The sequence below is a fragment of the Pseudomonas defluvii genome (genome assembly GCF_001695625.1).
Taxonomy (GTDB): Bacteria; Pseudomonadota; Gammaproteobacteria; order Pseudomonadales; family Pseudomonadaceae; genus Aquipseudomonas; species Aquipseudomonas defluvii.
Window position 1 is genome coordinate 1 of sequence record NZ_MBPN01000085.1, and the last position, 23905, is coordinate 23905.

At 59.7% G+C, this 23905-nt stretch carries 26 protein-coding genes and 1 tRNA gene; 13 read left to right on the plus strand and 14 right to left on the minus strand.

Annotated features, from left to right (window positions below; all coding sequences use genetic code 11):
* The 5 genes from EKA13_RS19860 to EKA13_RS19880 form a co-directional block, all read right to left on the minus strand.
* A partial coding sequence (locus tag EKA13_RS19860; RefSeq protein ID WP_065761003.1) for a ribose-phosphate pyrophosphokinase occupies positions 1-824 on the minus strand: 824 nt, incomplete at its 3' end.
* A 47-nt stretch (positions 825-871) separates the two neighbouring features.
* A tRNA-Gln gene (locus EKA13_RS19865) sits at positions 872-946 on the minus strand.
* Positions 947-980: 34 nt separating this feature from the next.
* Positions 981-1832, minus strand: a complete 852-nt coding sequence (gene ispE, locus EKA13_RS19870; RefSeq protein WP_065761004.1) for a 4-(cytidine 5'-diphospho)-2-C-methyl-D-erythritol kinase — start codon at positions 1830-1832, stop codon at positions 981-983.
* Position 1833: 1 nt separating this feature from the next.
* Complete coding sequence (lolB, locus tag EKA13_RS19875; protein WP_065761005.1) at positions 1834-2451, minus strand: lipoprotein insertase outer membrane protein LolB; 618 nt, start codon at positions 2449-2451, stop codon at positions 1834-1836.
* 4 nt (positions 2452-2455) lie between these two features.
* Positions 2456-4183: a tetratricopeptide repeat protein gene (locus EKA13_RS19880; protein ID WP_065761006.1), complete on the minus strand. Its 1728-nt coding sequence runs from the start codon at positions 4181-4183 to the stop codon at positions 2456-2458.
* Between the two features lie 189 nt (positions 4184-4372).
* Here EKA13_RS19880 and hemA point away from each other — a divergent pair, with 189 nt between their 5' ends.
* The 6 genes from hemA to EKA13_RS19910 all read left to right on the plus strand — a co-directional run bounded on the left by hemA (position 4373) and on the right by EKA13_RS19910 (position 9733).
* Positions 4373-5650, plus strand: a complete 1278-nt coding sequence (gene hemA / locus EKA13_RS19885; RefSeq protein ID WP_065761007.1) for a glutamyl-tRNA reductase — start codon at positions 4373-4375, stop codon at positions 5648-5650.
* Positions 5647-6729, plus strand: a complete 1083-nt coding sequence (prfA, locus tag EKA13_RS19890) for a peptide chain release factor 1 (protein WP_065761008.1) — start codon at positions 5647-5649, stop codon at positions 6727-6729. The genes hemA and prfA overlap by 4 nt, the downstream gene beginning before the upstream one ends.
* Positions 6730-7560 (plus strand): peptide chain release factor N(5)-glutamine methyltransferase, encoded by an 831-nt coding sequence (prmC, locus tag EKA13_RS19895; protein WP_065761009.1) that lies wholly within the window; start codon positions 6730-6732, stop codon positions 7558-7560. It begins immediately after the preceding gene.
* Positions 7554-8309: a molybdopterin-synthase adenylyltransferase MoeB gene (locus EKA13_RS19900; protein WP_065761010.1), complete on the plus strand. Its 756-nt coding sequence runs from the start codon at positions 7554-7556 to the stop codon at positions 8307-8309. The genes prmC and EKA13_RS19900 overlap by 7 nt, the downstream gene beginning before the upstream one ends.
* A complete protein-coding gene (murI, locus tag EKA13_RS19905) occupies positions 8302-9099 on the plus strand; it encodes a glutamate racemase (RefSeq protein WP_065761011.1) in 798 nt (265 codons plus the stop codon). Before EKA13_RS19900 ends, murI begins: the two co-directional genes overlap by 8 nt.
* Positions 9100-9214: 115 nt before the next feature.
* A complete protein-coding gene (locus tag EKA13_RS19910; RefSeq protein WP_065761012.1) occupies positions 9215-9733 on the plus strand; it encodes an acyloxyacyl hydrolase in 519 nt (172 codons plus the stop codon).
* A 50-nt stretch (positions 9734-9783) separates the two neighbouring features.
* On the opposite strand, the gene phrB is transcribed toward EKA13_RS19910, so the two are convergent.
* The 4 genes from phrB to EKA13_RS19930 form a co-directional block, all read right to left on the minus strand.
* Complete coding sequence (gene phrB / locus EKA13_RS19915; RefSeq protein WP_065761013.1) at positions 9784-11211, minus strand: deoxyribodipyrimidine photo-lyase; 1428 nt, start codon at positions 11209-11211, stop codon at positions 9784-9786.
* Positions 11212-11240: 29 nt separating this feature from the next.
* Positions 11241-12128, minus strand: coding sequence for a MerR family transcriptional regulator (locus EKA13_RS19920; protein ID WP_065761014.1), 888 nt, complete (start codon positions 12126-12128; stop codon positions 11241-11243).
* A complete protein-coding gene (locus EKA13_RS19925) occupies positions 12118-13086 on the minus strand; it encodes a YbgA family protein (protein ID WP_065761015.1) in 969 nt (322 codons plus the stop codon). The genes EKA13_RS19920 and EKA13_RS19925 overlap by 11 nt, the downstream gene beginning before the upstream one ends.
* A gap of 102 nt (positions 13087-13188) precedes the next feature.
* Positions 13189-14175, minus strand: a complete 987-nt coding sequence (locus EKA13_RS19930; RefSeq protein ID WP_065761016.1) for an NAD(P)/FAD-dependent oxidoreductase — start codon at positions 14173-14175, stop codon at positions 13189-13191.
* 187 nt (positions 14176-14362) lie between these two features.
* Here EKA13_RS19930 and EKA13_RS19935 point away from each other — a divergent pair, with 187 nt between their 5' ends.
* Both EKA13_RS19935 and hemH read left to right on the plus strand, forming a co-directional pair.
* On the plus strand, positions 14363-15265 hold the full coding sequence (locus EKA13_RS19935; protein WP_065761017.1) for a TIGR01777 family oxidoreductase: 903 nt from the start codon (positions 14363-14365) through the stop codon (positions 15263-15265).
* Positions 15266-15278: 13 nt separating this feature from the next.
* A complete protein-coding gene (gene hemH / locus EKA13_RS19940; RefSeq protein ID WP_065761018.1) occupies positions 15279-16292 on the plus strand; it encodes a ferrochelatase in 1014 nt (337 codons plus the stop codon).
* 64 nt (positions 16293-16356) lie between these two features.
* Here hemH and EKA13_RS19945 read toward each other — a convergent pair whose 3' ends face one another.
* Both EKA13_RS19945 and upp read right to left on the minus strand, forming a co-directional pair.
* Positions 16357-17631, minus strand: coding sequence for a uracil-xanthine permease family protein (locus EKA13_RS19945; protein ID WP_065761019.1), 1275 nt, complete (start codon positions 17629-17631; stop codon positions 16357-16359).
* A 2-nt stretch (positions 17632-17633) separates the two neighbouring features.
* The gene (gene upp / locus EKA13_RS19950) at positions 17634-18272 is read right to left on the minus strand and encodes a uracil phosphoribosyltransferase (RefSeq protein WP_065761020.1); all 639 of its coding nucleotides are present in this window, start codon (positions 18270-18272) and stop codon (positions 17634-17636) included.
* A 162-nt stretch (positions 18273-18434) separates the two neighbouring features.
* On the opposite strand from upp, the gene EKA13_RS19955 reads away from it, so the two are divergent.
* The 3 genes from EKA13_RS19955 to EKA13_RS19965 all read left to right on the plus strand — a co-directional run bounded on the left by EKA13_RS19955 (position 18435) and on the right by EKA13_RS19965 (position 19940).
* A complete protein-coding gene (locus EKA13_RS19955) occupies positions 18435-18992 on the plus strand; it encodes a hypoxanthine-guanine phosphoribosyltransferase (RefSeq protein WP_065761021.1) in 558 nt (185 codons plus the stop codon).
* 123 nt (positions 18993-19115) lie between these two features.
* Complete coding sequence (locus tag EKA13_RS19960; protein WP_065761022.1) at positions 19116-19583, plus strand: hypothetical protein; 468 nt, start codon at positions 19116-19118, stop codon at positions 19581-19583.
* 69 nt (positions 19584-19652) lie between these two features.
* The gene (locus tag EKA13_RS19965; RefSeq protein ID WP_065761028.1) at positions 19653-19940 is read left to right on the plus strand and encodes a PA4642 family protein; all 288 of its coding nucleotides are present in this window, start codon (positions 19653-19655) and stop codon (positions 19938-19940) included.
* Between the two features lie 54 nt (positions 19941-19994).
* On the opposite strand, the gene mqo is transcribed toward EKA13_RS19965, so the two are convergent.
* Positions 19995-21500 (minus strand): malate dehydrogenase (quinone), encoded by a 1506-nt coding sequence (mqo, locus tag EKA13_RS19970; RefSeq protein ID WP_065761023.1) that lies wholly within the window; start codon positions 21498-21500, stop codon positions 19995-19997.
* Positions 21501-22105: 605 nt separating this feature from the next.
* Positions 22106-22339, minus strand: a complete 234-nt coding sequence (locus EKA13_RS19975; RefSeq protein ID WP_065761024.1) for a hypothetical protein — start codon at positions 22337-22339, stop codon at positions 22106-22108.
* 172 nt (positions 22340-22511) lie between these two features.
* Here EKA13_RS19975 and EKA13_RS19980 point away from each other — a divergent pair, with 172 nt between their 5' ends.
* A complete protein-coding gene (locus EKA13_RS19980; RefSeq protein WP_065761025.1) occupies positions 22512-23096 on the plus strand; it encodes a YajG family lipoprotein in 585 nt (194 codons plus the stop codon).
* Positions 23097-23164: 68 nt separating this feature from the next.
* Here the strand turns inward: EKA13_RS19980 and EKA13_RS19985 are convergent, their stop codons facing one another.
* Positions 23165-23371 (minus strand): hypothetical protein, encoded by a 207-nt coding sequence (locus EKA13_RS19985; protein ID WP_065761026.1) that lies wholly within the window; start codon positions 23369-23371, stop codon positions 23165-23167.
* Between the two features lie 161 nt (positions 23372-23532).
* Between EKA13_RS19985 and EKA13_RS19990 the strand changes: the two genes are divergently transcribed.
* A complete protein-coding gene (locus tag EKA13_RS19990) occupies positions 23533-23793 on the plus strand; it encodes a hypothetical protein (protein WP_065761027.1) in 261 nt (86 codons plus the stop codon).
* Positions 23794-23905 lie beyond the last annotated feature (112 nt).

Consider the following 23905-nt stretch of genomic DNA (forward strand, 5'->3'; position numbering starts at 1 on the left):
GGGATGGTGTTGGTCACCACCAGCTCGTCCAGCACGGATTTCTCGATATTCTCGATCGCCCGACCCGACAGAACAGGGTGCGTGCAATAGGCGTAAACCTTGGCAGCGCCGTGCTCTTTCAGGGCCTTGGCCGCGTGGCACAGGGTGCCAGCGGTATCGACCATGTCGTCGACCAGAATACAAGTACGACCCTCAACATCACCGATGATATGCATCACTTCGGAGTGGTTGGCCTTCTCGCGGCGTTTATCGATAATGCCGAGATCGACGCCCAGCGACTTGGCAACAGCTCGTGCACGCACGACGCCACCGATGTCTGGGGAGACAATCATCAGATTTTCGAAACGCTGGTCTTCGATGTCATCCACCAGAACGGGGGAGCCGTAGATGTTATCTACTGGAATATCGAAGAAACCCTGGATCTGGTCAGCGTGCAGGTCGACAGTGAGAACACGGTCGATACCAACGACGGTGAGCATATCAGCAACGACTTTGGCGCTGATTGCAACACGCGCCGAACGCGGACGGCGATCTTGGCGGGCGTAACCGAAGTAAGGAATCACGGCGGTGATTCGGGAGGCAGATGAACGGCGGAAGGCGTCAGCCATCACTACCAATTCCATCAGATTATCGTTGGTTGGCGCACAAGTCGGCTGAATGATAAATACGTCTTTACCGCGGACGTTTTCATTAATCTCAGTGCTGATTTCGCCGTCGGAAAACTTACCGACAGAAACATCACCCAGTGGGATATGCAGCTGACGTACGACACGCCGAGCCAGATCGGGGTTGGCGTTCCCCGTAAAGACCATCATCTTGGACACGCGCAGTACCTGAAGGCTGAGGGTAACCTGGATGAGTATAAGGAAAATGGCAGGGGCGGCTGGATTCGAACCAACGCATGGCAGGATCAAAACCTGCTGCCTTACCGCTTGGCGACGCCCCTGTATCTGTTGCTGCGAGTGCCTAACACTCGATTCCTAGAGCAGACTCTGTAGTGCGCGATGCAACATCGAAACGTTGCTTCCCTTTGCTACAAACCCTGTTTGGGTCTCTGTAAGAAGGGCCAAAACTTTATCAGCTTCAGCTTTGCTTGGGAAGGCCCCAAACACACAACTTCCAGTTCCGGTAAGCCTAGCTTCAGTGAACTTGCTTAGCAAATTCAGTGAGTTACGTACTTCTGGGTAACTCTGCTCTACTACCGGTTGGCAGTCATTTCGACTGTTTCCCTTGGGAACGGGGCGCATCTTAATGGGCGCTGAATCACGTGTCAACAATGGATGTGAAAAAATTTCCGCTGTACTTACAAATACTTGCGGGACGAGCACGACATACCAGGGTTCTTCAGGATCTACCGGGGTGAGCTTTTCGCCCACGCCTTCGGCGAATGCCGCGTGACCGCGGACGAAAACCGGGACGTCGGCGCCCAAGGTCAGGCCCAGTTCGGCCAGTTGGTCCTCACTCCAGCCCAATTGCCAGAGATGGTTGAGGCCGAGCAGGGTGGTTGCGGCATCTGAGCTGCCGCCACCGATGCCGCCGCCCATGGGCAGGATTTTTTTCAACCAGATATCAACGCCCTTGCTGCAGCCTGAAAGTGCCTGCAGTTTTCGCGCAGCTTTCACGATCAGGTTGCTGTCGTGAGGAACGTTGTCGATTTCGGTGTGCAGGCGTATTTCGCCATCTTCTCGTAGGGCAAAAGACAACTCATCGCCGTAGTCGAGAAATTGAAACAGGGTCTGCAGTTCGTGATAGCCATCGGGGCGGCGACCCAGAATGTGCAGCATCAGGTTCAGTTTGGCCGGTGCCGGCAGTGTCAGGGTGGTTGCGTGCATGTCAGTGCCCCAGCTGGCGTGGCTGCCAGTCCTTGACCACCAGGGTCACGTCCAGGTTCTGGCCGTGCAGCTTGAGGCGTTCCGGCAGCCAGTAACCGTTCTGCTGGATGTAGCTCAGGTACTCGACGTTCCAGCCATCCTGGTCGAGGCTGGCCAGGCGGCTGTCACCGCTCAGGGTCAGGCGGCTCTTACTGCCGGGTGCGGGCAAGCCGCGTACCCACCAGACCAGATGCGACACTGGCAGTTGCCAGCCCAATTGCTCCTCCAGCAAGGTCTCCGGGCTCTGGGCCTCGAAGCGTCCCTGGTTGGCGACTTCCAGTACGACCTGACCCGGGTGCCCGGTCAGGCGGGCGGCGCCCCGGCCCAGCGGGCCAGACAGGCGGATATCGTAATAATCCTGGCGTTGCAGCCAGAACAAGGTGCCGCTACCGGAGTCTTTCGGTGCGCGGATGCCCACCTTGCCGTTGATCTGCCAGCCGTCGAGGGTGCTCAACTGTTGTTTGTGCTCGCGCCACAATTGTGGGCTGCCCTGGCCCTGAAGGGCTTCGCGGGAGCCGAAGCCGGCGCAGCCGGCGAGCAGGGCGATCAGGCTGAAGGTAATGCAGTGGCGCAGGAACATAGGCTTACAGAGTCTCGGATCCGGTCAGGCGCAGAAGGGTTTTGCGCAGGATAGGGCTGTCAGGTTGGTCTTCTAGGGCTTTGGCCCAGACATGGCGTGCTTCGCGGCGTTTGCCGTTGGCCCAGAGCACTTCGCCCAGGTGGGCGGCGACTTCGTGGTCAGGGAAGCGTTCCAGGGCCTGGCGCAGCAGGCGTTCAGCTTCGTCGAGGTTGCCCAGGCGGTAGTTGACCCAGCCCAGGCTGTCGAGCACGGCGGGGTCTTCCGGGTTGATCTGGTGTGCTTTTTCGATCAGGCCCTTGGCTTCGGCATAGCGTGTCGTGCGGTCGGCCAGTGTGTAGCCCAGGGCGTTGAGGGCCATGGCATTTTCCGGCTCGCGGCTGATGATGCTGCGCAGGTCCTTTTCCATCTGGGCCAGGTCGTCGCGCTTTTCCGCAAGCATGGCGCGGGTGTAAAGCAGGTTCAGGTCGTCGGGGTACAGTTTGATGGCCTGTTGCAGCACCTGCAGGGCCTGGGCGTCCTTGTTGTTGTTGCCAAGGGTTTCGGCTTCGATCAGGTACAACTGGATAGCGTAGTCCGGTTGGGCTTCACGCGCTGCGGCCAGGCGCCGCGAGGCTTCGGTGGCTCGACCGTTGGCGATGAGAATGTCGGCCTGGCGCAGTTGTGCTGGCAGGTAATCATTGCCGGGGCCAACCTGGGCGTACTCGATCAATGCGCCTTCCGGGTCATTACGCTCTTCATGCAGGCGACCCAGGTTCAGGTGTGCCGAATCGACCCGGCTACCGCGGGCAATCAGCTCTTGCAGGTAGCTTTCGGCTTCGTTCCAGGCCTTGGCCTCCAGGCTGACCAGTGCCAGTGAGTAGCGCAGCTCGTCATCGTCCGGGTATTGCTGTAGCAGGCTGGCAAACTCGACCTTGGCATCCTCGACCCGGTCCTGTTCGACCAGCATGCGCGCGTAGGTCAGGCGCAGGCGCTTGTCGTCGGGGTACTTGCGAATGGTCTTTTGCAGTAGTGGCAGTGCTTCCTTGCCGCGATCGAGGCTTTGCAGCAGGCGTGCCTGCAGCAGTACCGGAGCGATTTCGCCGGCCTCTGGCGGGTGTTTTTCGAGCAGTTCCAGTGCGGCGTTCGCATTGCCATCCTGTTGTAGCAACAGGGCTTTGCCAAACACCAGCTGACCATTGTCCGGGTACTTCAGCAGCAGGCGGTCGAAACTTTTCTGCAGGCCATCACGGGTTTCCTGATCGGTTTCGGCGGCTGACAGCGCCAGGAAATCGAAGTGCGTGTCACCCTGGCCCTGCAGGACCTTCTCCATGTAGTTCATGGAGTCGTCATAGCGCCCGGCCCGCGCCAGCTGGATTGCGGCGGCGCGTTGCGCATCGAGGCTTTCTGGTGCGTTCTTTGCCCAGATCAGCGCCGTGTCCAGCGCAGCCTGGTCGGCACCGAGGTACTCGGCGATGCGGAAGGCACGTTCTGAGATACCGGCGTCCTGGGTTTTGATGGCTTGGGCAACATAGTTGTCCAACGCGATATCGAAGCGATTGCGCTGGCCTGCCAATTCGGCGGTCAACAGGCTATAGACGGTGTCCTGGCTGAAGGATCCGTAGACCGTGGGCTTGACCTGTTCAGGAGGTGCAGTCTCGGCGGCAGGCGCCTTGGCATCCGGGGAATCCGGAGCCAGGGTCTGGCAGCCCTGAAGCAAGGCAAAGGCAAGGAACAACGCGGAGGATCTATTCATAGTGGGGATTTTGGGCGACTAACCTGCGGTCGGATCATCATGACACAAGCGCTAGGGCAAACCCATAAGTGATGGCCTCTGGAAGTACAGACTTAGGTACTGACTATAGAGACAATAGTGAGCGGTGGTTGTTCTCTAACCTGCGAAGTAGGACAATTATCGGCTTCACGTCATAATCAGCGACCTTGAATGGCCTTTCTTGCACTCGGTATCAACCATAAGACTGCCTCGGTAGACGTACGCGAGCGCGTGGCGTTTACGCCCGAGCAGCTGGTCGAAGCCTTGCAGCAGCTCTGTCGACTCACCGCCAGCCGCGAAGCCGCGATCCTCTCGACCTGCAACCGCAGCGAACTTTACATCGAACAGGACCACCTGGCGGCCGACAGCGTATTGCGCTGGTTGGCCGAATATCACCAGCTCAGCCTCGAAGAGCTGCGTGCCAGTGCCTATGTCCATGAAGATCACGATGCCGTGCGGCACATGATGCGGGTTGCCTCCGGGCTCGACTCGCTGGTGCTGGGCGAGCCGCAGATCCTGGGCCAGATGAAATCGGCGTATGCCGTGGCACGCGAAGCTGGGACCATTGGCCCCTTGCTGGGGCGTTTGTTCCAGGCCACGTTCAGTGCTGCCAAGCAGGTGCGCACCGACACGGCCATCGGCGAAAACCCGGTGTCAGTGGCGTTTGCCGCTGTGAGCCTGGCCAAGCAGATCTTCAGTGACCTTGGGCGTAGCCAGGCGCTGCTGATCGGGGCTGGTGAAACCATTACCCTGGTGGCCCGTCACCTGCATGAGCAGGGGGTGCGGCGCATTGTGGTGGCTAACCGAACCCTGGAGCGTGCGAGCACGCTGGCCGAACAGTTCGGTGCCCATGCGGTGTTGCTGGCAGACATTCCCCATGAACTGGTGCACAGCGATATCGTGATCAGTTCCACCGCCAGCCAGTTGCCGATTCTTGGCAAGGGCGCGGTAGAAAGCGCATTGAAATTGCGTAAGCACAAGCCGATTTTCATGGTGGATATCGCCGTACCTCGGGATATCGAACCAGAAGTCGGTGAGTTGGACGACGTTTACCTGTACACCGTCGATGACCTGCACGACGTTGTCGCCGAGAACCTCAAGAGCCGTCAGGGCGCCGCCCAGGCGGCCGAGGAGCTGGTCTCGGTCGGTGCCGAAGACTTCATGCTGCGTCTGCGTGAGTTGGCGGCGGTGGATGTGCTCAAGGCCTACCGCCAGCAAGGTGAGCGGCTGCGCGACGAGGAATTGCAAAAGGCCCAGCGCCTGCTGGCCAACGGTGCCAATGCCGAGGAGGTCTTGGCGCAGTTGGCCCGTGGCTTGACCAACAAGTTGCTGCATGCGCCGAGTGTGCAGTTGAAAAAGCTCTCTGCCGAAGGCCGCCTCGATGCGCTGGCCATGGCCCAGGAACTCTTTGCCCTCAACGAGGGCTCGACGGATAAACCCCCGCAATGAAAGCGTCGCTGCTCAATAAACTGGATACCCTCCAGGACCGCTTCGAGGAACTGACTGCCCTGTTGGGTGATGCTGAAGTCATTTCCGATCAGACCCGCTTCCGTGCCTATTCCAAGGAGTACGCCGAAGTTGAGCCCGTCGCGGCTGCCTATGCGCAGTGGCGCAAGGTTCAGGACGCGCTTGAGGGGGCTCAGGCGCTGCTCAAGGACAGTGACCCGGATATGCGGGAAATGGCTGTGGAAGAGGTGCGCGAATCCAAGGAGCAGTTGCTCGCACTGGAAAGCCAGTTGCAACGCATGCTGCTGCCCAAGGACCCGAACGATGGGCGCAACGTGTTCCTGGAGATCCGCGCGGGTACGGGCGGGGACGAGGCGGCGATTTTTTCCGGCGACCTGTTCCGCATGTACTCGCGTTATGCCGAGCGACGTGGCTGGCGTTTGGAGATCCTCTCGGAGAACGAGGGCGAGCACGGCGGCTACAAGGAAATCATTGCGCGTGTCGAAGGCGATAACGTCTACGGCAAGCTGAAATTCGAGTCGGGTGCGCACCGCGTGCAGCGGGTACCGGAAACCGAATCCCAAGGGCGCATTCATACCTCGGCGTGTACCGTCGCGGTGTTGCCCGAGCCTGACGAGCAGGTGGCAATCGAGATCAACCCGGCTGATTTGCGGGTCGACACTTACCGCTCTTCCGGGGCGGGCGGTCAGCACGTGAACAAGACCGATTCGGCGATTCGTATCACGCACTTGCCGACCGGCATCGTGGTGGAGTGCCAGGAAGAGCGTTCGCAGCACAAGAACCGTGCGCGTGCCATGTCCTGGCTGTCGGCCAAGCTCAATGACATGCAGACCAGCGCGGCACAGAATGCCATTGCCAGTGAGCGCAAGCTGCTGGTCGGCTCGGGCGATCGTTCCGAGCGTATTCGTACCTACAACTACCCACAGGGCCGGGTGACCGATCACCGTATCAACCTGACCCTGTATTCCCTTGATGAAGTGTTGGCGGGCGGGGTCGATGCGGTCATCGAACCATTGCTGGCCGAGTATCAGGCTGACCAACTGGCAGCACTGGGTGAGTAAATGACGATTATTGCCAGCCTGCTTCGCGGTGCGGAGCTGCCGGATTCGCCGACGGCGCGTCTGGATATCGAGTTGTTGCTGGCGGCTGCCATCGGCAAGTCGCGCAGTTACCTGCATACCTGGCCAGAGCGGATCGTCACCAGTGAGGCGGCCCAGACCTTTGCCGACTACCTGCAGCGCCGCCGTGCCGGTGAGCCTGTGGCGTATATTCTGGGGCAGCAGGGGTTCTGGAAACTTGATCTGGAAGTGGCGCCTCATACACTGATTCCGCGTCCGGAAACCGAGTTGCTGGTAGAGACGGCCCTTGAGCTGCTGCCAGCGCTGCCCGCTCGTGTACTCGATCTTGGTACCGGAACCGGGGCCATTGCGCTGGCACTGGCCAGCGAGCGCCCACAGTGGCAGGTGACCGCCGTCGACCGTGTGCTCGACGCCGTGGCCCTGGCTGAACGCAACCGCCAGCGTCTGCAGTTGGACAACGTCCGGGTGCTCAACAGTCACTGGTTCAGCGCGCTGGACGGTGAGCGTTTCCATCTGATCATCAGCAACCCGCCTTACATCGCTGCTGCAGATCCGCATCTGGTGGCCGGTGATGTGCGGTTTGAGCCCAGCAGTGCGCTGGTTGCTGGCGAAGATGGCCTGGACGATCTGCGCGCGATCATCACTCAGGCGCCGCAGCACCTGCAGCCGGGCGGCTGGTTGTTGCTTGAACACGGTTACGATCAGGCCGCTGCGGTACGCGAGCTGCTGGCTCAGAACGATTTCGAGCAGATCGAAAGCCGCGATGACCTTGCCGGTCATGAACGTATTACCTTGGGGCGCCTCCTGTGCTGAGCGATCAGGAGCTGTTGCGCTACAGCCGACAGATCCTCCTGGCGCAGGTCGATATCGACGGTCAGTTGAAGCTCAAGGGCAGTCGGGCGCTGATAGTCGGCCTCGGCGGCCTCGGCTCACCGGTCGCGTTGTATCTGGCTGCTGCAGGTGTTGGTGAACTGCACCTGGCTGACTTTGATACGGTCGACCTGACCAACCTGCAGCGTCAGGTCATGCACGACACTTCATCAATCGGCATGAGCAAGGTCGATTCTGCGCTGGCACGCTTGCAGGCGATCAACCCCGAGATTGCCCTGGTGGCCCATCGTACGGCGCTCGACGAAGACTCGTTGGCTGAGGCCGTGCGCGCAGTTGACCTCGTGCTCGACTGCTCGGACAACTTCGGCACCCGTGAGGCGGTCAATCGCGCGTGTGTGGCAGCGGGCAAACCGCTGGTCAGTGGCGCCGCGATTCGCCTGGAGGGGCAATTGTCGGTCTTCGACCCGCGACAGCCACACAGCCCCTGCTACCACTGCCTGTATGGGCATGGCAGTGACGCCGAGCTGACCTGCAGCGAGGCGGGCGTGATTGGCCCGCTGGTTGGGTTGGTTGGCAGCTTGCAGGCACTGGAAGCCTTGAAGATGCTGGCGGGTTTCGGTGAGCCGCTGATTGGGCGATTGTTGTTGATTGATGCGCTGGGCAGCCGTTTTCGCGAGCTGCGTGTGAAGCGCGACCCGGGGTGTGCCGTTTGCGGTGATCGACATGGGTGATCCGGCAGCACCCGTCGGGGTTTTCGATTCTGGCGTCGGCGGGTTGTCGGTGCTTGCTGAAATCGCGCGTTTATTGCCCCGCGAGTCACCGCTGTATGTCGCTGATTGCGGACATATCCCCTATGGGGAGAAGTCGCCGGCGTTTATCCGTCAGCGTTGCCAGATCGTTGCCGAATTTTTCCGTGCCCAAGGGGCCAAGGCGATGGTGTTGGCGTGTAACACTGCAACAGTCGCTGCGGTGGCCGACCTGCGGGAACGTTACCCTGACTGGCCGATTGTGGGTATGGAGCCTGCGGTCAAACCCGCTGCGGCAGCAACCCGCAGCGGTGTGGTGGGTGTGCTGGCAACGACGGGTACGCTACAGAGCGCCAAGTTTGCCGCGTTGCTCGATCGCTTCGCCAATGATGTGCAGGTGGTCACCCAGCCGTGCCCGGGCCTGGTCGAATGCATTGAAGCCGGCGATCTAGACAGCCCCTCGTTGCGCCAGTTGCTGCAGGGCTATGTGACACCGCTGTTGGCTGCCGGGTGCGACACGCTGATCCTGGGTTGCACGCATTATCCTTTCCTCAAGCCATTGCTCGCCCAGCTTGTTCCGCCCGACATAGCAATCATCGATACTGGCGCAGCGGTGGCTCGGCAATTGCAGCGTTTGCTCGGTGAACGCGGGTTATTGGCGCAGGGGCCAGCCCGGCCCGCGCAGTTCTGGACGAGTGCCAGCCCAGCGCATCTGCTGAAAATCCTGCCATTGTTGTGGGGTCAGTCTGAGAACGTGCACAGTCTTGGTTTGTGAAACGCTGGGGGAGAGCGTTTTTGCGGTGCGGAACTGACAACTGATGGCAATTTTCTACTACGTTGTTGAATGAAACAGAAAAACTAAAAACTGCATTAAGAACAGGACGTTTCTCATGAAGAAACTGCTTTGCTTGGCTGCAACTGCAGCCGTGATTCTGGGGCAATCATTTACAGCTCAAGCCGCCGATGCATCGGTATCGGTAGGGCAGACCGGCGACTCGACCATGGTCTATCGCTTTGGTTTGCAATCCAACTGGGATGCCAGTTGGTTGCAGACCAGTGTCGGCCGTGTCACGGGGTACTGGGATGGCGCCTACACCTACTGGGAGGGCGATGAAACCACCAGTAACCACAGCCTGTCGTTTGCACCGGTGTTTGTTTATGAGTTTGCCGGTGAGTCCATCAAGCCTTATGTCGAAGCGGGTATTGGTATCGCAGCCTTCTCCAGCACCGAGCTGGAAAGTAACAGGCTCGGCTCGTCGTTCCAGTTTGAAGACCGTATCGGCTTTGGTCTGCGTTTCGCCGGTGGGCATGAGCTGGGTGTGCGTGCCATCCACTACTCTAACGCCGGCCTGACAACGCCCAACGACGGCGTAGAAAGCTACTCCCTGCACTATCGCATGCCACTCTGATTCCTTGGCGTTTACTCGAGCAGCGGCTTAGCCGCTGCTCAACTGACTCTTCATTCGGGTTTTTGGGGTAAGTGTTTGAACGCACTCAGGGCCCGCTGTCGACTGCTGCCCAGATCCACTATCGGGCCAGGATAGTGACGAACAGCAAACAGCCCGCCTACAGACTGAGGGGCGTGGATGGTTTTGTTGTCCAGGTCAGCCAGCTCCGGCAACCAATGCCGGATAAAACGTCCCTCACTGTCGAAGCGTTGCGACTGACTGATCGGGTTGAAGATCCGAAAATAGGGGACGGCATCCGTGCCCGTTGATGCGCTCCATTGCCAGCCGCCGTTATTTGCCGCCAGGTCACCGTCGATCAGATGACGCATGAAAAAGCGTTCGCCTTCACGCCAGTCAATCAGCAGGTTTTTGGTCAGGAACATCGCAACGACCATGCGCAGGCGGTTATGCATCCAGCCGGTGGCCAGTAGTTGGCGCATGGCTGCATCGATGATCGGAATGCCGGTGCGCCCTTGCTGCCATGCCTCCAGCTCGTCAGGTGCGTTGCGCCACGGCACCGCTTCGGTTTCCAGGCGGAAAGCGCGGTGTCGCGATACCCGCGGATACCCGACCAGAATATGTTTGTAGAACTCGCGCCACAGCAGTTCATTCACCCAGGTCACAACACCCTTGTTGCCACTGTCGAACTCGCCTCGATTGTGTGAAAGCGCCGCGTGCAGGCACTGGCGTGGGGAGATCACCCCGGCAGCGAGGTAGGGGGACAACTGGCTCGTGCCAGGCAGCGCCGGAACGTCGCGCTGATCCTGATAGTCCTCGATGGCGTCCTCGACAAAGGCGTTCAGCCGCCTTTGAGCTTCTTGCTCGCCGGCTGGCCAGAGCGCGCGCAGTGTTTCCGAGACGTTGTTGAAACCCGGTACTGATTCAGGGATCGGGTCGCTAGCAATTGCCAAGGGTTGCTGCGGCGCGGGGCTTGCGATCAGCCGAGGCAGGGCCAGGTGCAGGCGTTCATAGCAGGTTTTGCGAAACTGACTGAACACCTGAAAGTAACCGCCGGCTTTGGTCAATATGCTGCCGGGTTTGAACAGCAACTGGTCCAGATAGCTCACCACCTCGATTCCGGCGTCGCTCAACTGGTTACGTACGGCATCGTCTCGGCGCTGTTCGTGAACCCCGTATTCCTCATTCATGTGCAGTGTCTGCACATGGTGCTCCCTGCACAGCTGTAGCAGAACCTGTGGGGCGTTGTCCCAGTGCTCTGCCTGACGAACCAGCAGTGGAATGTTCAATGCAGCCAGTGACTGGCTGAGGGTTCGCAGGCTGCGTAGCCAGAAGTCGACCTTGCACGGCGCATCGTCATGCGCCAGCCACTGGCTTGGGCTGACCAGCCAGACGGCCAGTGTCGGACCGCGCTCGGCAGCGGCGGCCAGAGCGGTGTTATCGGACACGCGAAGATCGCTACGCAGCCAGAGGAGTTGCATGTGGGTTCCTTGATATCGCAGGGGGTGAGTTATCGTGAGGCGTCTTGCAACGCTTGCACGACCTCCAACGGGGTGTCGAGCAGGCATAGCCGGGGGTTTTTCACCACCAGTGCCAGGAGGTCATCTCTATGAATGCTGATCGCGCTGCCGTTCAACAGGGTGGGTATCTGGATTGCACTCAGGCTGCGCTCAAGTTGACGCATATCGACCGCCTTGTTCAGGCACAGTAACAGCGCCTGAGGTTGCATGCGTTCGAGGGTCAGCGCCAGCTCTGCGGGAGGCAGTGGCCAGTCGAATACTTCTACCGCGTACCCGGCACTACTGAGCAGCCAGGCGCATAGCCACAACCGTGGATCGAAGACCAGGTCTGAGCCGTTGATCAGCAGTACTGCCGGGCCATTGAGTTGGCGGTTGCTGTGATAGAGGCGCGCACCGAGTTTGCTGCGTAGCCAGCAGTGGAAGAAGACTTGTTCCATGCGTGCGCCAAACTGGCTTTGCCAGCGCAGTTCCAGCTCGGCAAACAGGGGTAGCAGCAGTTGCTCGCACAGCGTTGTCGCAGGGTACAAGGCGATCGCCTGATTGAACTGTTGGTCCAGACGGCGTTCGGCCAATGCGGCGATGCTGCCGGTTATGTCCTGGCGCATGGCTTGCCAGGCACCGTGTTGATCTGTCTGGGAGGCTACCGGGCGGCTGTCCAGCAGGGCCTTGATCTGGCCGACAGACACACCACGGTTGAGCCATTGGACGATCTGTTGAATGCGCTGCACATGCTCGGTGCTATACAGTCGATGGCCTTTGCCTGTGCGTTGTGGGGTAATCAGGCCATAGCGTCGTTCCCAGGCGCGAAGCGTAACCGGGTTGACGCCGGTGAGGCGTGCAACCTCTCGGATCGGCAGTGGCAGCGGCTCAGATGGCATTGCGCAGGCCAAGGGTTTCAGGGTGTGGCTTCAGGTAGATTTGCTGCTCCAGATAAGGGTCAGGGTGCCGACGCAGGTGGTGCTTGAGCAGGGTCAGTGGGACGACCAGTGGCACCGTTCCGGCTTGATACTGATCAATCGTCTGGCGAATTTCCTCTTTGTCGGCGGCCTCTATGAAATCGCGCAGGTACCCACTCAGGTGCATCAGTACGTTGCCATGGGTACCTCGATTGGCGCAGCGGCTCAGTGCCTTCATCAGTTGGCTGAAGTAGCGCGGGCCAATTTCTTCGGCGTCATCACTGCGGCTCATGCTACCCAGCAGCTTGCCCAGGACTTTGTACTGCTGTGGGTTGTTTGCCATCAACAGGTACTTGCAGCGGGCGTGGAAGCTGATCAGTGCATGTCGGCTCAGGCCTTGCGCCAGGTATTTTTGCCACTCCGCATACACGTAGACGCGTGTGATGAAGTTCTCACGCAAGGCCGGGTCGCACAGGCGGCCATCTTCCTCCACAGGAAGATCAGGTCGTTCGGCACAAAACGCTGCGGCATAGGCACCACGTCCACCCTCTGTGGCCGGGTAGCCGTTGTCTTGATACACCTTGACCCGCTCAAGCCCACAGGACGGCGACTTCTGCATGAAGATATAGCCGCAGATGTCCTGAAGATCATTGGCCATTTTCCGTCCGTAGGCACCAAGCGGGCCAGAGAGGTCCAACTCGGGTTCGCGAGGGTTGATCACACGAGGCTGCTGGGGATCGCCCACCAATCGAATGGCGGCCCGCGGAACGCCCAGGCCGATGGCCATTTCCGGGCACAACGGAACGAAGTCGAAGTACTTGGCCAGTGTCTCGTTGCATAGCTTCGAGGCTTTATGGCCAGCATTGAAGCGTACTTCCTGGCCGACCAGGCAAGCGCTGATGGCGATTTTGGGTTTGTGTGGCAGCTCGTGAGTATCCATGGCGAGTCCAAAACTTGTACAAATTAAATGTTATGTACAGATTTGATCATCATAGATAGGAGGCTGTACAAGTCAAACGATTTGTACAGCTTTTTGGCAAAATCAGTCCAGATGCTCAAGTAGTCGCCGAGCGGCTTCCTGGCCACTCAGCCATGCCCCTTCAACCCGACCCGACAGGCACCAGTCGCCGCAGGCATACAGGCCCTGGTCAGGGTCAGCCAGCGCCCCCCACTCATGGTTGCTGGAAGGGCGTGCATACAGCCAGCGATGGGCAAGGGAGAAGCTCGGCGCTGGCACGGCACAGCCAATCAGCTCGGCGAAGTTGCCGAGCAACTGCTCGATCACGGCCTCCTTGGCGAGGTCGATGTGCTGTTTGCTCCAGTTCGCGGTGGCGTGAAGCACCCAGGTATCAATGTGTTCGTCGCGTCCTGGCTTGCTGCGATTGCGCGCGAGCCATTCGAGTGCGCTGTCTTGTATGAAGCACCCCTGCAGGGGCGTATCCAGTGGGCTTTCAAACCCCAGCGCAATGGCCCAGGTGGGGTCCATCTGTACGCTGGCGACGGTTGCGGCAAGCTTGGGTGCCGCCGTCAGGAGCTGGGTTGCCTGAGGGGCGGGCACCGCAATGATTACGCGGCTGAACGGGCCATGGCTGCAGCCTTCGGTGTCCTGCAGGTGCCAGTAATGCTTGCCGCGAAAGACTTCGGCGATCCGGCAATTGAAGTTCACCGTCGAGTCTTTGAGCAAGGCGCGGGTAATCGCGCTCATGCGTGGCACACCTACCCAGCGAACTTGCTCGTCTGGCGAGGGGGTGAGTTGGCCCGCGCTGTAGTTGTAGAGGTGTGGTTTCCACTCTGCGACCGAGCCGTGTGCCTGCCATTCCTGAACCTGGGCAAGGAAGCGCCTGTCGCGGGCAGTGAAATACTGTGCGCCGAGGTCGAGTGCCCCGGCTTCGCTGCGTTTGCTGGCCATGCGCCCACCGCTGCCTCGGCCTTTGTCGAACAGATGCACAGTCTGCCCGGCTTTTTGCAGTGCCTGGGCAGCGGACAAGCCGGCGATGCCTGCGCCGATGATTGCGATAGGTATGGTCATGATGGCCTCTTTGAACCTTTGATACGCAGACTACGCTGTCTGACAAACCTGTACAATGCCTGTTCAATGTACAATATTGATCCGCGCGTTACAGCCAGGTTCGCCTATGTTTATCCGAGAGCGATCGGTCAAAAAAGTGCCTTGTTCTTAAAAATAGACCAAGCGTGCGCCACATGAGGACACAGTCATGCATATATTGCTGACCGGCGGTACTGGTTTGATTGGCCAACGGCTTTGCCAGTACTGGCTGACAAAAGGGCATCAGTTGACAGTGTGGAGTCGACGACCTGAACAGGTGGGGCGTCTCTGTGGGGCAGGGGTGCGAGGCATTGATCGACTTGAGGCGTTCGGTGATCAAACGCTGGATGCAGTGGTCAATCTGGCAGGTGCACCCATCGCCGATCGACCTTGGACCAGTGCGCGGCGTGCGCTGCTCTGGGGTAGTCGGATCACCCTCACCGAGCAATTGCTGGCCTGGCTTGAGCAGCGCCAGCAACGGCCTTCCGTGCTGATCTCCGGTTCGGCTGTGGGTTGGTATGGTGATGGTGGTGAGCGTGAATTGACAGAGGCCTCACGGCCGGTCAAAGAGGATTTCGCCAGCCAGTTGTGCATTGCCTGGGAAGAAACGGCGCAGCAGGCCGAGGCCTTGGGTATTCGCGTCGTGCTGGTGCGAACCGGGCTGGTGCTGGCCATTGAGGGCGGTTTTTTGTCGCGCCTGCGACTGCCATTCAAACTCGGCCTGGGTGGGCCTATTGGCGATGGGCGGCAGTGGATGCCATGGATTCATATCAATGACGAAATCGCCCTGATTGATTTTCTCTTGCAGCATAACGACGCCAGCGGTCCCTATAATGCCTGCGCACCAGAGCCTGTGCGTAACCGAGAGTTTGCCAAGCGGCTTGGTCGGGCGCTGCATCGGCCAGCCTTGTTACCCCTTCCGGCACCGTTGCTGAAGCTTGGGCTGGGTGAGTTGTCGACGCTGCTGCTGGGTGGCCAGCGTGTGCGCCCCGTGCGCTTGCTGGCAGCTGGCTTCACTTTTCAATTCAATGATGTGCAATCTGCCCTGGATGAATTGTCCAGTCGCCTCTGAAATAGGACGTTGCATGACCGATCATGCTCTGCTGCTGGTCAACTTGGGTTCGCCGGCTTCCACCGATGTCGCCGATGTGCGCCGTTACCTCAATCAATTCCTGATGGACCCTTACGTCATCGACCTGCCTTGGCCGGTTCGCCGGTTGCTGGTCTCGCTGATCCTGATCAAGCGCCCAGAGCAGTCGGCTCATGCCTATGCCTCGATCTGGTGGGACGAAGGCTCGCCGCTGGTGGTCCTGACACGCCGCCTGCAGCAGGCGATGAGCGAGCAATGGACGCACGGCCCGGTGGAAATCGCAATGCGCTATGGTGAGCCTTCTTTGCCTACCGTACTGGCGCGCCTGGCGGCTCAGGGGGTGCGCAAGGTCACGCTGGCGCCGCTGTACCCTCAGTTCGCCGACAGTACTGTCACCACGGTGGTCGAACAGGCGCGGCAGGTCATTGCCGAGCAGAAATTGTCGTTTGAACTGGCAGTGCTGCAGCCGTTCTACGATCAACCAGAGTACATCGACGCACTGGTTGCCAGTGCCAAGCCCTACCTGCAGGAAGATTTCGATCACTTGCTGCTGAGTTTCCATGGCTTGCCCGAGCGTCACCTGACCAAGCTTGATCCTACCGGCAACCATTGCTTCAAGGGTGCCGACTGCTGCCGCACGGCATCGCCACAAGTACTTGCCGTGTGCTACCGCGCACAGTGCATTCGCGCGGCCGAGTCTTTTGCCCGGGCCATGGGCCTGCCCGAGGGCAAATGGTCGGTATCATTCCAGTCCCGGCTGGGGCGGGCGAAGTGGATCGAACCCTACACCGAAGCGCGCCTGGACGAGTTGGCCAAAGCCGGGGTCAAGCGCTTGCTGGTAATGTGCCCGGCGTTTGTCGCCGACTGCATCGAGACCCTGGAAGAGATCGGCGACCGTGGGCGTGAGCAGTTCATCGAGGCGGGAGGGGAGGAGTTGGTGCTGGTGCCGTGCCTGAATGATCACCCGGATTGGGTACAGGCCCTCAAGACGCTCTGCGAAAGGGCGTAAAGCAGGTGGTGTGGCTGCAGGGGCCAGCACGGCTGGCTCCTGCAGGATCAAGCACCCGGTGCAATCAAGGCAACTGATCGTCCAGTGCCTTGTTCTTCCAGCTGTCGTTGCCCGGCAGCAACAGGTTCAGGCCGATGGCAACCACGGCGCACAGGGCAATGCCTTTCAGGCCCCAGTCGCCAGGGCCGGTGCCGCTGCCAATCAATACGCCGCCAATACCAAACACCAGTGTCACCGAAACGATTACCAGGTTACGGGCCTCGCTCAGATCGATCTTGTGCCGGATCATGGTGTTCATCCCCACCGCGGCAATCGAACCGAACAGCAGGCAGAGGATGCCACCCATTACCGGTACCGGGATGCTCTGCAGCAGTGCGCCGAACTTGCCGATGAAGGCCAGGCCAATGGCGAAAATCGCCGCCCAGGTCATGATCTTCGGGTTGTAGTTCTTGGTCAGCATCACTGCGCCGGTGACTTCGGCATAGGTGGTGTTGGGCGGGCCGCCAAACAGGCCGGCTGTGGTGGTGGCGATGCCGTCACCGAGCAGGGTGCGGTGCAGGCCCGGCGTTTTCAGGTAGTCGCGACCGGTCACGCTACCGACGGCTATGACCCCGCCGATATGTTCGATCGCCGGGGCCAAGGCCACCGGAACGATGAACAGGATGGCTTGCCAGTTGAATGCAGGTGCGGTGAAGTGCGGCAGTGCCAGCCATGGGGCCGCCGCGATCTTGGCCGTGTCGACCACGCCAAACACGAAGGCGAGGGCGAAGCCCACCAGCACGCCAGCGATGATCGGTACCAGGCGGAATATGCCCTTGCCGAACACGGCGACGATCAGGGTGGTCAGCAGCGCCGGCATGGAGATCAGCATCGCCGTGCTGTAGGGAATCAGCTCAGTGCCGTCACCGGCCTTGCCCATTGCCATGTTGGCGGCAATCGGCGCCATGGCCAGGCCGATCGAAATGATCACCGGACCAATCACTACCGGCGGCAGCAGGCGGTCGATAAAACCGGTGCCCTTGATCTTTACGGCCAGGCCGAGGAAGGTATAGACGAAGCCGGCAGCCATTACCCCGCCCATGGTTTCGGCCAGGCCGAACTGGCCCTTGGCGAGGATGATCGGGGTGATGAAGGCGAAACTGGAGGCCAGGAACACCGGAACCTGACGACCCGTGACCACCTGGAACAGCAGCGTTCCGAGACCCGCGGTAAACAGTGCCACGTTCGGGTCGAGGCCGGTGATCAGAGGCATCAGCACTAGCGCGCCAAAGGCGACGAAGAGCATCTGCGCACCGGAGACGACCTGACGCCAAAGCGGGTCGTTGAACTCATCCTGCATGCTCAGGCGTCCTTCTGCTTGGTACCGAAGATCTTGTCTCCGGCGTCGCCCAGCCCTGGGATGATATAGCCGTCTTCATTGAGGCGTTGGTCGATCGACGCGGTGTAGATCTGTACGTCGGGGTGAGCCTTCTCGACCGCTGCAATACCTTCGGGGGCAGCGACCAGAACCATGGCGCGGATGTCCTTGCAGCCAGCCTTTTTCAGCAGGTCGATGGTGGCAACCATCGAGCCGCCAGTGGCCAGCATCGGGTCGATGATCATTGCCAGGCGCTCGTCGATTTCCGGCACGAGCTTTTCAAGGTAGGTGTGCGCTTCGAGGGTTTCCTCGTTGCGGGCAACACCAACGGCGCTCACCTTGGCGCCAGGGATCAGGCTGAGCACGCCGTCGAGCATGCCAATGCCGGCACGCAGGATCGGTACGACGGTGATCTTCTTGCCGGCAATTTTTTCGACCTGGACAGTACCGCACCAACCTTCGATGTCGTAGTTCTCCAGGGGCAGGTCCTTGGTCGCCTCGTAGGTCAGGAGTGCGCCGACTTCCTGGGCGAGTTCGCGAAAATTCTTCGTGCTGATATCGGCACGGCGCATGAGGCCGAGCTTGTGGCGGATCAGCGGATGGCGGATCTCACGGGTAGGCATAGGAAATGGCTCCGGGGGCGGGCAAAAAAACCGCGCTAGATTAATCTATTCGCTTCAGGTGTCCTATAGGTTATCAGGACGTTAGTCCAGAAATGCTTGATCTGATGCCCGTGGGTGCGTACCTTTGCCCGCTTTTCTCAATTGCCGCCCCTGGAGAGCGCCATGTCCGCTGATCTCGAGCACATCCGTCAAGTCATGCGCGAGGCTGACTGCCTGTACACCGAAGCTGAAGTCGAAGCAGCGATTGCCCGCGTGGGTACGCAGATCTGCGCAGACCTGGCCGATAGCAATCCAGTCGTGTTCTGTGTCATGAACGGCGGCCTGATTTTCGCTGGCAAGTTGCTGACACACCTGAACTTCCCGTTGGAGGCGTCGTACCTGCACGCCACCCGCTACCGCAACCAGACCAGCGGCGGCGATCTTTTCTGGAAAGCCAAGCCGGAAGTCTCGTTCATTGACCGCGACGTGCTGATCATCGACGACATCCTCGATGAAGGGCATACTCTCAGCGCCATCATCGACTTCTGCAAGCATGCCGGCGCGCGCACTGTGCACACCGCTGTGCTGATCGACAAAGACCACGACCGCAAGGCCAGTCCGGACTTGAAGGCTGACTATGTCGGCCTGGGCTGTATTGACCGTTACATTTTCGGTTACGGCATGGACTACAAAGGTTATTGGCGCAACGCAGCCGGTATCTACGCGGTCAAAGGGCTGTAAGGCCCGCAACGCCCTCGTTGCCGACAAGGTCGGCGCCTTGCAGCATCTCATGTTGCAGGTGCCAGCCTTGCCGACGATGGGGGCATCCGCCACACTGCAAGGCCATCCGCGAAGGAGCCTGCCGTGCGCCTGTTTATCCCCCTCCTGTTAGCACTGAGCCTCCCTGTCGCTGCTGCGCCGTTGCACAGCCAGTTCTTGCCACCTGATGACCTTTCCCTGCGCCAGGAAAAGCCTGAATCTCAGCAGCTGATGCAGGTCACCGACTATTCCGTGGTGGTCGGCAATCAGCGCCAATCAAATCAGCAACCGATCCCGGTGACATCGCCTCTGGTGTTGCGCTTGAAGGGCAAGCCGCTGAGCAAGGGGGCGACCATCAGCCAGGTCGTGATCAGCTTCGATGCTGAAAGCAAAAGCTTGAAGAAACCGGCGTTTGACGACAAGTCGCGCACGCTGACGCTCAACTACCCGCTTGCCCAGTATCGGGTCATTCTTGATTTGCTACGCAACGATACGGTGTATGTGCAATTTTTGACCTATGCCAATGGCCACATCTGGGCGGACCTGCACACGGGAACCGTACGCACGCGTTGAGGCGCGAGGTGGCCCGGGGGTAAACTGCCGACCCCTGAAATGTTCGTGATGGTTCAGCTGGAGTCGGCAATGCGTAAAGACAAGAAACAGGTAATTGGTGATGAGATCGGCGACGCGCAGATCAAGTTGTTCCTCGATTTCGAGCCGGCCGATGCCACTTCGCCGTCGCTGCACAAGCTGATCAAGGCTTATCGCGGTCTGCGGATCGACGACTTCGAGCGTTTTGTCGGTTTCTTTGTTGAGGCCGGTCTGGATCTCGATGGCAAGGATGAGCAGGGCAATACCTTTGTCACGCTGATCAAGGACCAGCGTAACGCTGCCGACTACATCGAGATCATCGAGAAAGCGCGCGGCTGAGTCTGCCAGGCCCATAAAAAAACGCCCCGAAGGGCGTTTTTTTATGGCTGCAGATCAAGCGTAGTTCTGAGTCGGGCTGGGCTCTGCCAGTTGCAGTGCCTCGTCGTTGTACGCGCTGATTTTGCGGTACAGCGCAGCATCGGCCGCCAGAACCTTTTCCCGTGCCGGGAAAATTTCCTTGAGCTTGGCCGCCCAGGCGCCTTTGGCTTGCTCAGGGAAGCAGCGTTCGATCAGTTCAAGCATGATCGACACGGTTACCGAAGCACCTGGCGATGCGCCCAGCAGGGCAGCAAGGGAGCCGTCTTTGGCTGCGACCAGTTCGGTACCGAACTGCAGAACGCCGCCTTTTTTCGGGTCTTTCTTGATGATCTGCACGCGTTGCCCAGCCACTTCCAGGCGCCAGTCTTGCGCCTTGGCTTCTGGGTAGAAGCGACGCAGCGACTCCAGGCGTTGCTCCATCGACTGCATCACTTCGCTGACCAGGTAGCGGGTCAGGTCCATGTTGTCGCGGGCAACGGCGAGCATTGGGCCAATGTTACCCAAGCGTACCGACAGTGGCAGGTCAAGGAACGAGCCGTGCTTGAGGAACTTGGTGGTGAAGCCGGCATATGGCCCGAACAGCAGGGACGTCTTGCCGTCGACAACACGGGTATCCAGGTGCGGAACCGACATCGGTGGCGCGCCGACAGACGCCTGGCTGTAAACCTTGGCCTGGTGCTGTTTGACGATTTCCGGGTTGTCGCAGCGCAGCCACTGGCCGCTGACCGGGAAGCCGCCGAAGCCCTTGCTCTCTTCGATGCCCGACATCTGCAGCAGCGGCAGGGCCGCGCCACCGGCGCCAAGGAAGACGAAGCGAGCATCAACTTCACGGCTGCTGCCGCTGTTGACGTCCTTGATGCTGACGGTCCAGCCGCTGCCGTTACGACGCAGGCCGGTGACCTTCTTGCTGTACTTGACCTGTGCATCGGGTGCATTGGCCAGGTGCTTGAGCAACTTGTTGGTCAGGGCGCCGAAGTTGACGTCGGTACCCTTGACGACGCGGGTAGCGGCGATGCGCTGGTCGGCCGGACGGCCTGGCATCATCAGCGGCATCCACTCCTTCATCACCGCTTTGTCTTCGGTGTACTCCATGTCGGCGAACGCATGGTGCTGCTTGAGCAGCTCATAGCGCTTCTTGAGGAAGGCAATGCCTTTCTCACCCTCGACATAGCTCAGGTGTGGAATCGGGTTGATGAATGCCCGCGTTGAGTTGAAAGCACCCTTTTTGCTCAGGTACGCCCAGAACTGACGGGAGACCTCGAACTGGGTGTTGATGTGTACAGCCTTCTTGATGTCGATGCTGCCGTCGGCAGCTTGAGGCGTGTAGTTCAGTTCACACAGCCCGGCATGGCCGGTACCGGCGTTGTTCCACGGGTTGGAACTTTCCGCGGCACCCGAATCCATCAACTCGACGACTTCCAGCTTGACTGCCGGGTCGAGTTCCTTGAGCAGTACGGCCAAGGTGGCACTCATGATGCCTGCCCCTACCAGTACCACATCGACTGCTTCGTTCTGCGCCATTAACGCGTCTCCAAAATCTTCAGCACCAAATTGACAGCATGGGACCCCTGGGTAAGCCAGGATCGCCATGTCCGATTCTTCGCAGGTTTTGCAACTTCAGCGGACACCACCAACCGGGCTTTGCGTTGCCTATGAACGCATTTTAGTACCCGTGCGGCAATTCGACTTATGGTCAAGGTATCCGTCGTGCGTTATGGACCGGCCTCAGTCGCCCACCTTGGATGAGCGCTGTTGCCAGCTGTTTGGGGCTTGTTGGGACACTGCTGGTGCTTTTGCACATGCCAGACTGTTCATTTTGCTCGCCACACTCTTGTGAAGTTGTGAAACCCGTTTTTTCACGCTCTTTTGGAGACGTGAACCTCAAAATGGGCTGCGCGATGGCAGACCCGGCAGGTTCTGTGCAGAGCAAGGGTCGAATGAATCAGACACACTGGCTGGTGCAAGACCTGTGTGGAAGGCTCTCTGTGGGCGGTGCGGAGGGTGCCAATAGTTGGTATTGGCGGTGCTGCGAGGCCCGATCAGGAGACGTCCTTATAATCGGGGGGAGATTATAACGAGGTCTTCGGCAGAAACGACCTTTTTAGCGACATTTCTTGAACCTGTCGTCAGGCGGCGAGTGTTCGCTGAGGGCGGGAGCTCATTGAGCGGGCCATTACTTTGGCACTGGTCGGCAAGGGGCGGTTCAGCCAATGTAGCCGAATTTCGTTGATCTCCACCCAGTGGCCGTCAATTGGTGCGTCGGTGCAGTGTTTGAAAGCCTGGCACAGCCCTGCGCCATCGAGTCGGGCAAAGTAGCGTTGGGGGTGGCGCTTGAACAGCAGGGCCCAGAGGGAATTCATGGCAGCGTACCTGTTATGACTGCATCAAGCATAACCCTCAGCAGATGACAGGGTGTTGACAGCGAACCGCTGTCCGTTCACACGGTCTGATTCGCCAGTGGCCAGCCGATGGCTGCTACCGTCGGTGCTGGTTATACTGATGCCCTTTGTTGCTATTCCTGGAGAGATGCGCATGTTGCACCGTCTGTTGTTCGGTTTGATCGCTGTGACCAGTCTGACCCTGGTCGGTTGTGCCCACAGCCCGCAACAACTCAGCCCGCAACCGAAACTCACCGCCCAGCTTGCACCGGTTGGTCATGGTCAACCGGTCGTGGTACGCGTGGTTGATGGTCGTGCTTCGCAGACCTTGGGCACCCGGGGTGGTCTGTACCCTGAAACCAGCGCAATCACGGTTTCCGGTAACGATATCCAGCCAAAATTGCAGGCTCAGGCCGAAGCTGCAGTGCGTTTGCTGGGCTTCACCCCTTCGCCGAATGCCTATAACGCGCCACAGTTGACCGTGACGCTGGTCGAGCTGAAGTATCAGTCGCCCAAAGAAGGCCTGTATGTCACCGAGGCCACCATTGGCGCTACCTTCCGCGCTGATGTCGCCAATGCCAACCGTCGATACAGTGGCCGCTATGGGGCATCCCTCGACCAGCGTTTCGGCATGGCGCCGAATCAGGACACCAATACCCAACTGGTGAGTGATGTGCTCAGCGATGCGCTGACCCGTTTGTTCAAAGACCCGACTGTCGGTCAGGTCCTGGGCGAATAACCCGACGCGTGTTCAGCAAAAAGCCCGCTACCGGGTGTCCGGTAGCGGGCTTTTTTGTACCCGCTGTATCAGGCCGCTTCGACGTAGAAGTCCAGCATGCTGATACCGGTCTGGCTGTCGACTTCGGGCAGGTGCTCATGCGCATGGCCGCCCAGCGCGCAGTACACCAGCCACTGACGGTCCTGAACGTTGAACGCAAGGCCGTCGATCAGCGCCTGCTGTTCATCGCTCTGGGCGATCAGGTAGAGGCGATCCTGGTTTTCGGCGTGCAGCATGACGAAGCTCCGTGTCTTTTCAACGGCCGATAGACTGGCCTGGCTGCATGACGATCGGATGACAGTGGGGCGGTCGTTTGTCGCAAAGCGCAGGACTGGAGCCAAGGCTTGGGTAGAATGCCGGGCTCTGGTTGTCCCGTTTCGCATTTATGAGGTTTTCGATGTCGCTGCAGATGCTCTGGGGGCTGATGGCCGCCCATCCCGCCAAGCTGATCAACGTGCTGGCGTTGCTACTGACCTGTCCGGGCAGCTTTTTGTTGCATGGTGCTCGACGTCGCGAGGCACGCGCACTGGCGGAGCGGCCTGCGGGTGAGGCGGTGCTCGATGTGACGACTGTGCGGGTCAATCGTTTCTATTACGCGCTGGGCTTTGCCTTCCTGGCAATGGCGCTGCTGCTGTCCTGGGTCAGCACCTGGGCCTGATTCAACCGTGCTCGCTACGCGGCGCCTGACCCATCAGGGCTGAGCCTGCACGGCCTGTGCAGGCGCCCGGCGGTGCCGGCGCCTGCAGTTGGCGTGCGGTTAAAGCGCCAAG

Bases quoted from the DNA above. Each gene is read 5' to 3' on its own strand.
- ispE (WP_065761004.1), bottom strand. From the start codon at position 1,832: ATGCACGCAACCACCCTGACACTGCCGGCACCGGCCAAACTGAACCTG.
- lolB (WP_065761005.1), bottom strand. From the start codon at position 2,451: ATGTTCCTGCGCCACTGCATTACCTTCAGCCTGATCGCCCTGCTCGCC.
- EKA13_RS19880 (WP_065761006.1), bottom strand. From the start codon at position 4,183: ATGAATAGATCCTCCGCGTTGTTCCTTGCCTTTGCCTTGCTTCAGGGC.
- hemA (WP_065761007.1), top strand. From the start codon at position 4,373: ATGGCCTTTCTTGCACTCGGTATCAACCATAAGACTGCCTCGGTAGAC.
- prfA (WP_065761008.1), top strand. From the start codon at position 5,647: ATGAAAGCGTCGCTGCTCAATAAACTGGATACCCTCCAGGACCGCTTC.
- prmC (WP_065761009.1), top strand. From the start codon at position 6,730: ATGACGATTATTGCCAGCCTGCTTCGCGGTGCGGAGCTGCCGGATTCG.
- murI (WP_065761011.1), top strand. From the start codon at position 8,302: ATGGGTGATCCGGCAGCACCCGTCGGGGTTTTCGATTCTGGCGTCGGC.
- EKA13_RS19910 (WP_065761012.1), top strand. From the start codon at position 9,215: ATGAAGAAACTGCTTTGCTTGGCTGCAACTGCAGCCGTGATTCTGGGG.
- phrB (WP_065761013.1), bottom strand. From the start codon at position 11,211: ATGCAACTCCTCTGGCTGCGTAGCGATCTTCGCGTGTCCGATAACACC.
- EKA13_RS19920 (WP_065761014.1), bottom strand. From the start codon at position 12,128: ATGCCATCTGAGCCGCTGCCACTGCCGATCCGAGAGGTTGCACGCCTC.
- EKA13_RS19925 (WP_065761015.1), bottom strand. From the start codon at position 13,086: ATGGATACTCACGAGCTGCCACACAAACCCAAAATCGCCATCAGCGCT.
- EKA13_RS19930 (WP_065761016.1), bottom strand. From the start codon at position 14,175: ATGACCATACCTATCGCAATCATCGGCGCAGGCATCGCCGGCTTGTCC.
- EKA13_RS19935 (WP_065761017.1), top strand. From the start codon at position 14,363: ATGCATATATTGCTGACCGGCGGTACTGGTTTGATTGGCCAACGGCTT.
- hemH (WP_065761018.1), top strand. From the start codon at position 15,279: ATGACCGATCATGCTCTGCTGCTGGTCAACTTGGGTTCGCCGGCTTCC.
- EKA13_RS19945 (WP_065761019.1), bottom strand. From the start codon at position 17,631: ATGCAGGATGAGTTCAACGACCCGCTTTGGCGTCAGGTCGTCTCCGGT.
- upp (WP_065761020.1), bottom strand. From the start codon at position 18,272: ATGCCTACCCGTGAGATCCGCCATCCGCTGATCCGCCACAAGCTCGGC.
- EKA13_RS19955 (WP_065761021.1), top strand. From the start codon at position 18,435: ATGTCCGCTGATCTCGAGCACATCCGTCAAGTCATGCGCGAGGCTGAC.
- EKA13_RS19965 (WP_065761028.1), top strand. From the start codon at position 19,653: ATGCGTAAAGACAAGAAACAGGTAATTGGTGATGAGATCGGCGACGCG.
- mqo (WP_065761023.1), bottom strand. From the start codon at position 21,500: ATGGCGCAGAACGAAGCAGTCGATGTGGTACTGGTAGGGGCAGGCATC.
- EKA13_RS19975 (WP_065761024.1), bottom strand. From the start codon at position 22,339: ATGAATTCCCTCTGGGCCCTGCTGTTCAAGCGCCACCCCCAACGCTAC.
- EKA13_RS19980 (WP_065761025.1), top strand. From the start codon at position 22,512: ATGTTGCACCGTCTGTTGTTCGGTTTGATCGCTGTGACCAGTCTGACC.
- EKA13_RS19985 (WP_065761026.1), bottom strand. From the start codon at position 23,371: ATGCTGCACGCCGAAAACCAGGATCGCCTCTACCTGATCGCCCAGAGC.
- EKA13_RS19990 (WP_065761027.1), top strand. From the start codon at position 23,533: ATGTCGCTGCAGATGCTCTGGGGGCTGATGGCCGCCCATCCCGCCAAG.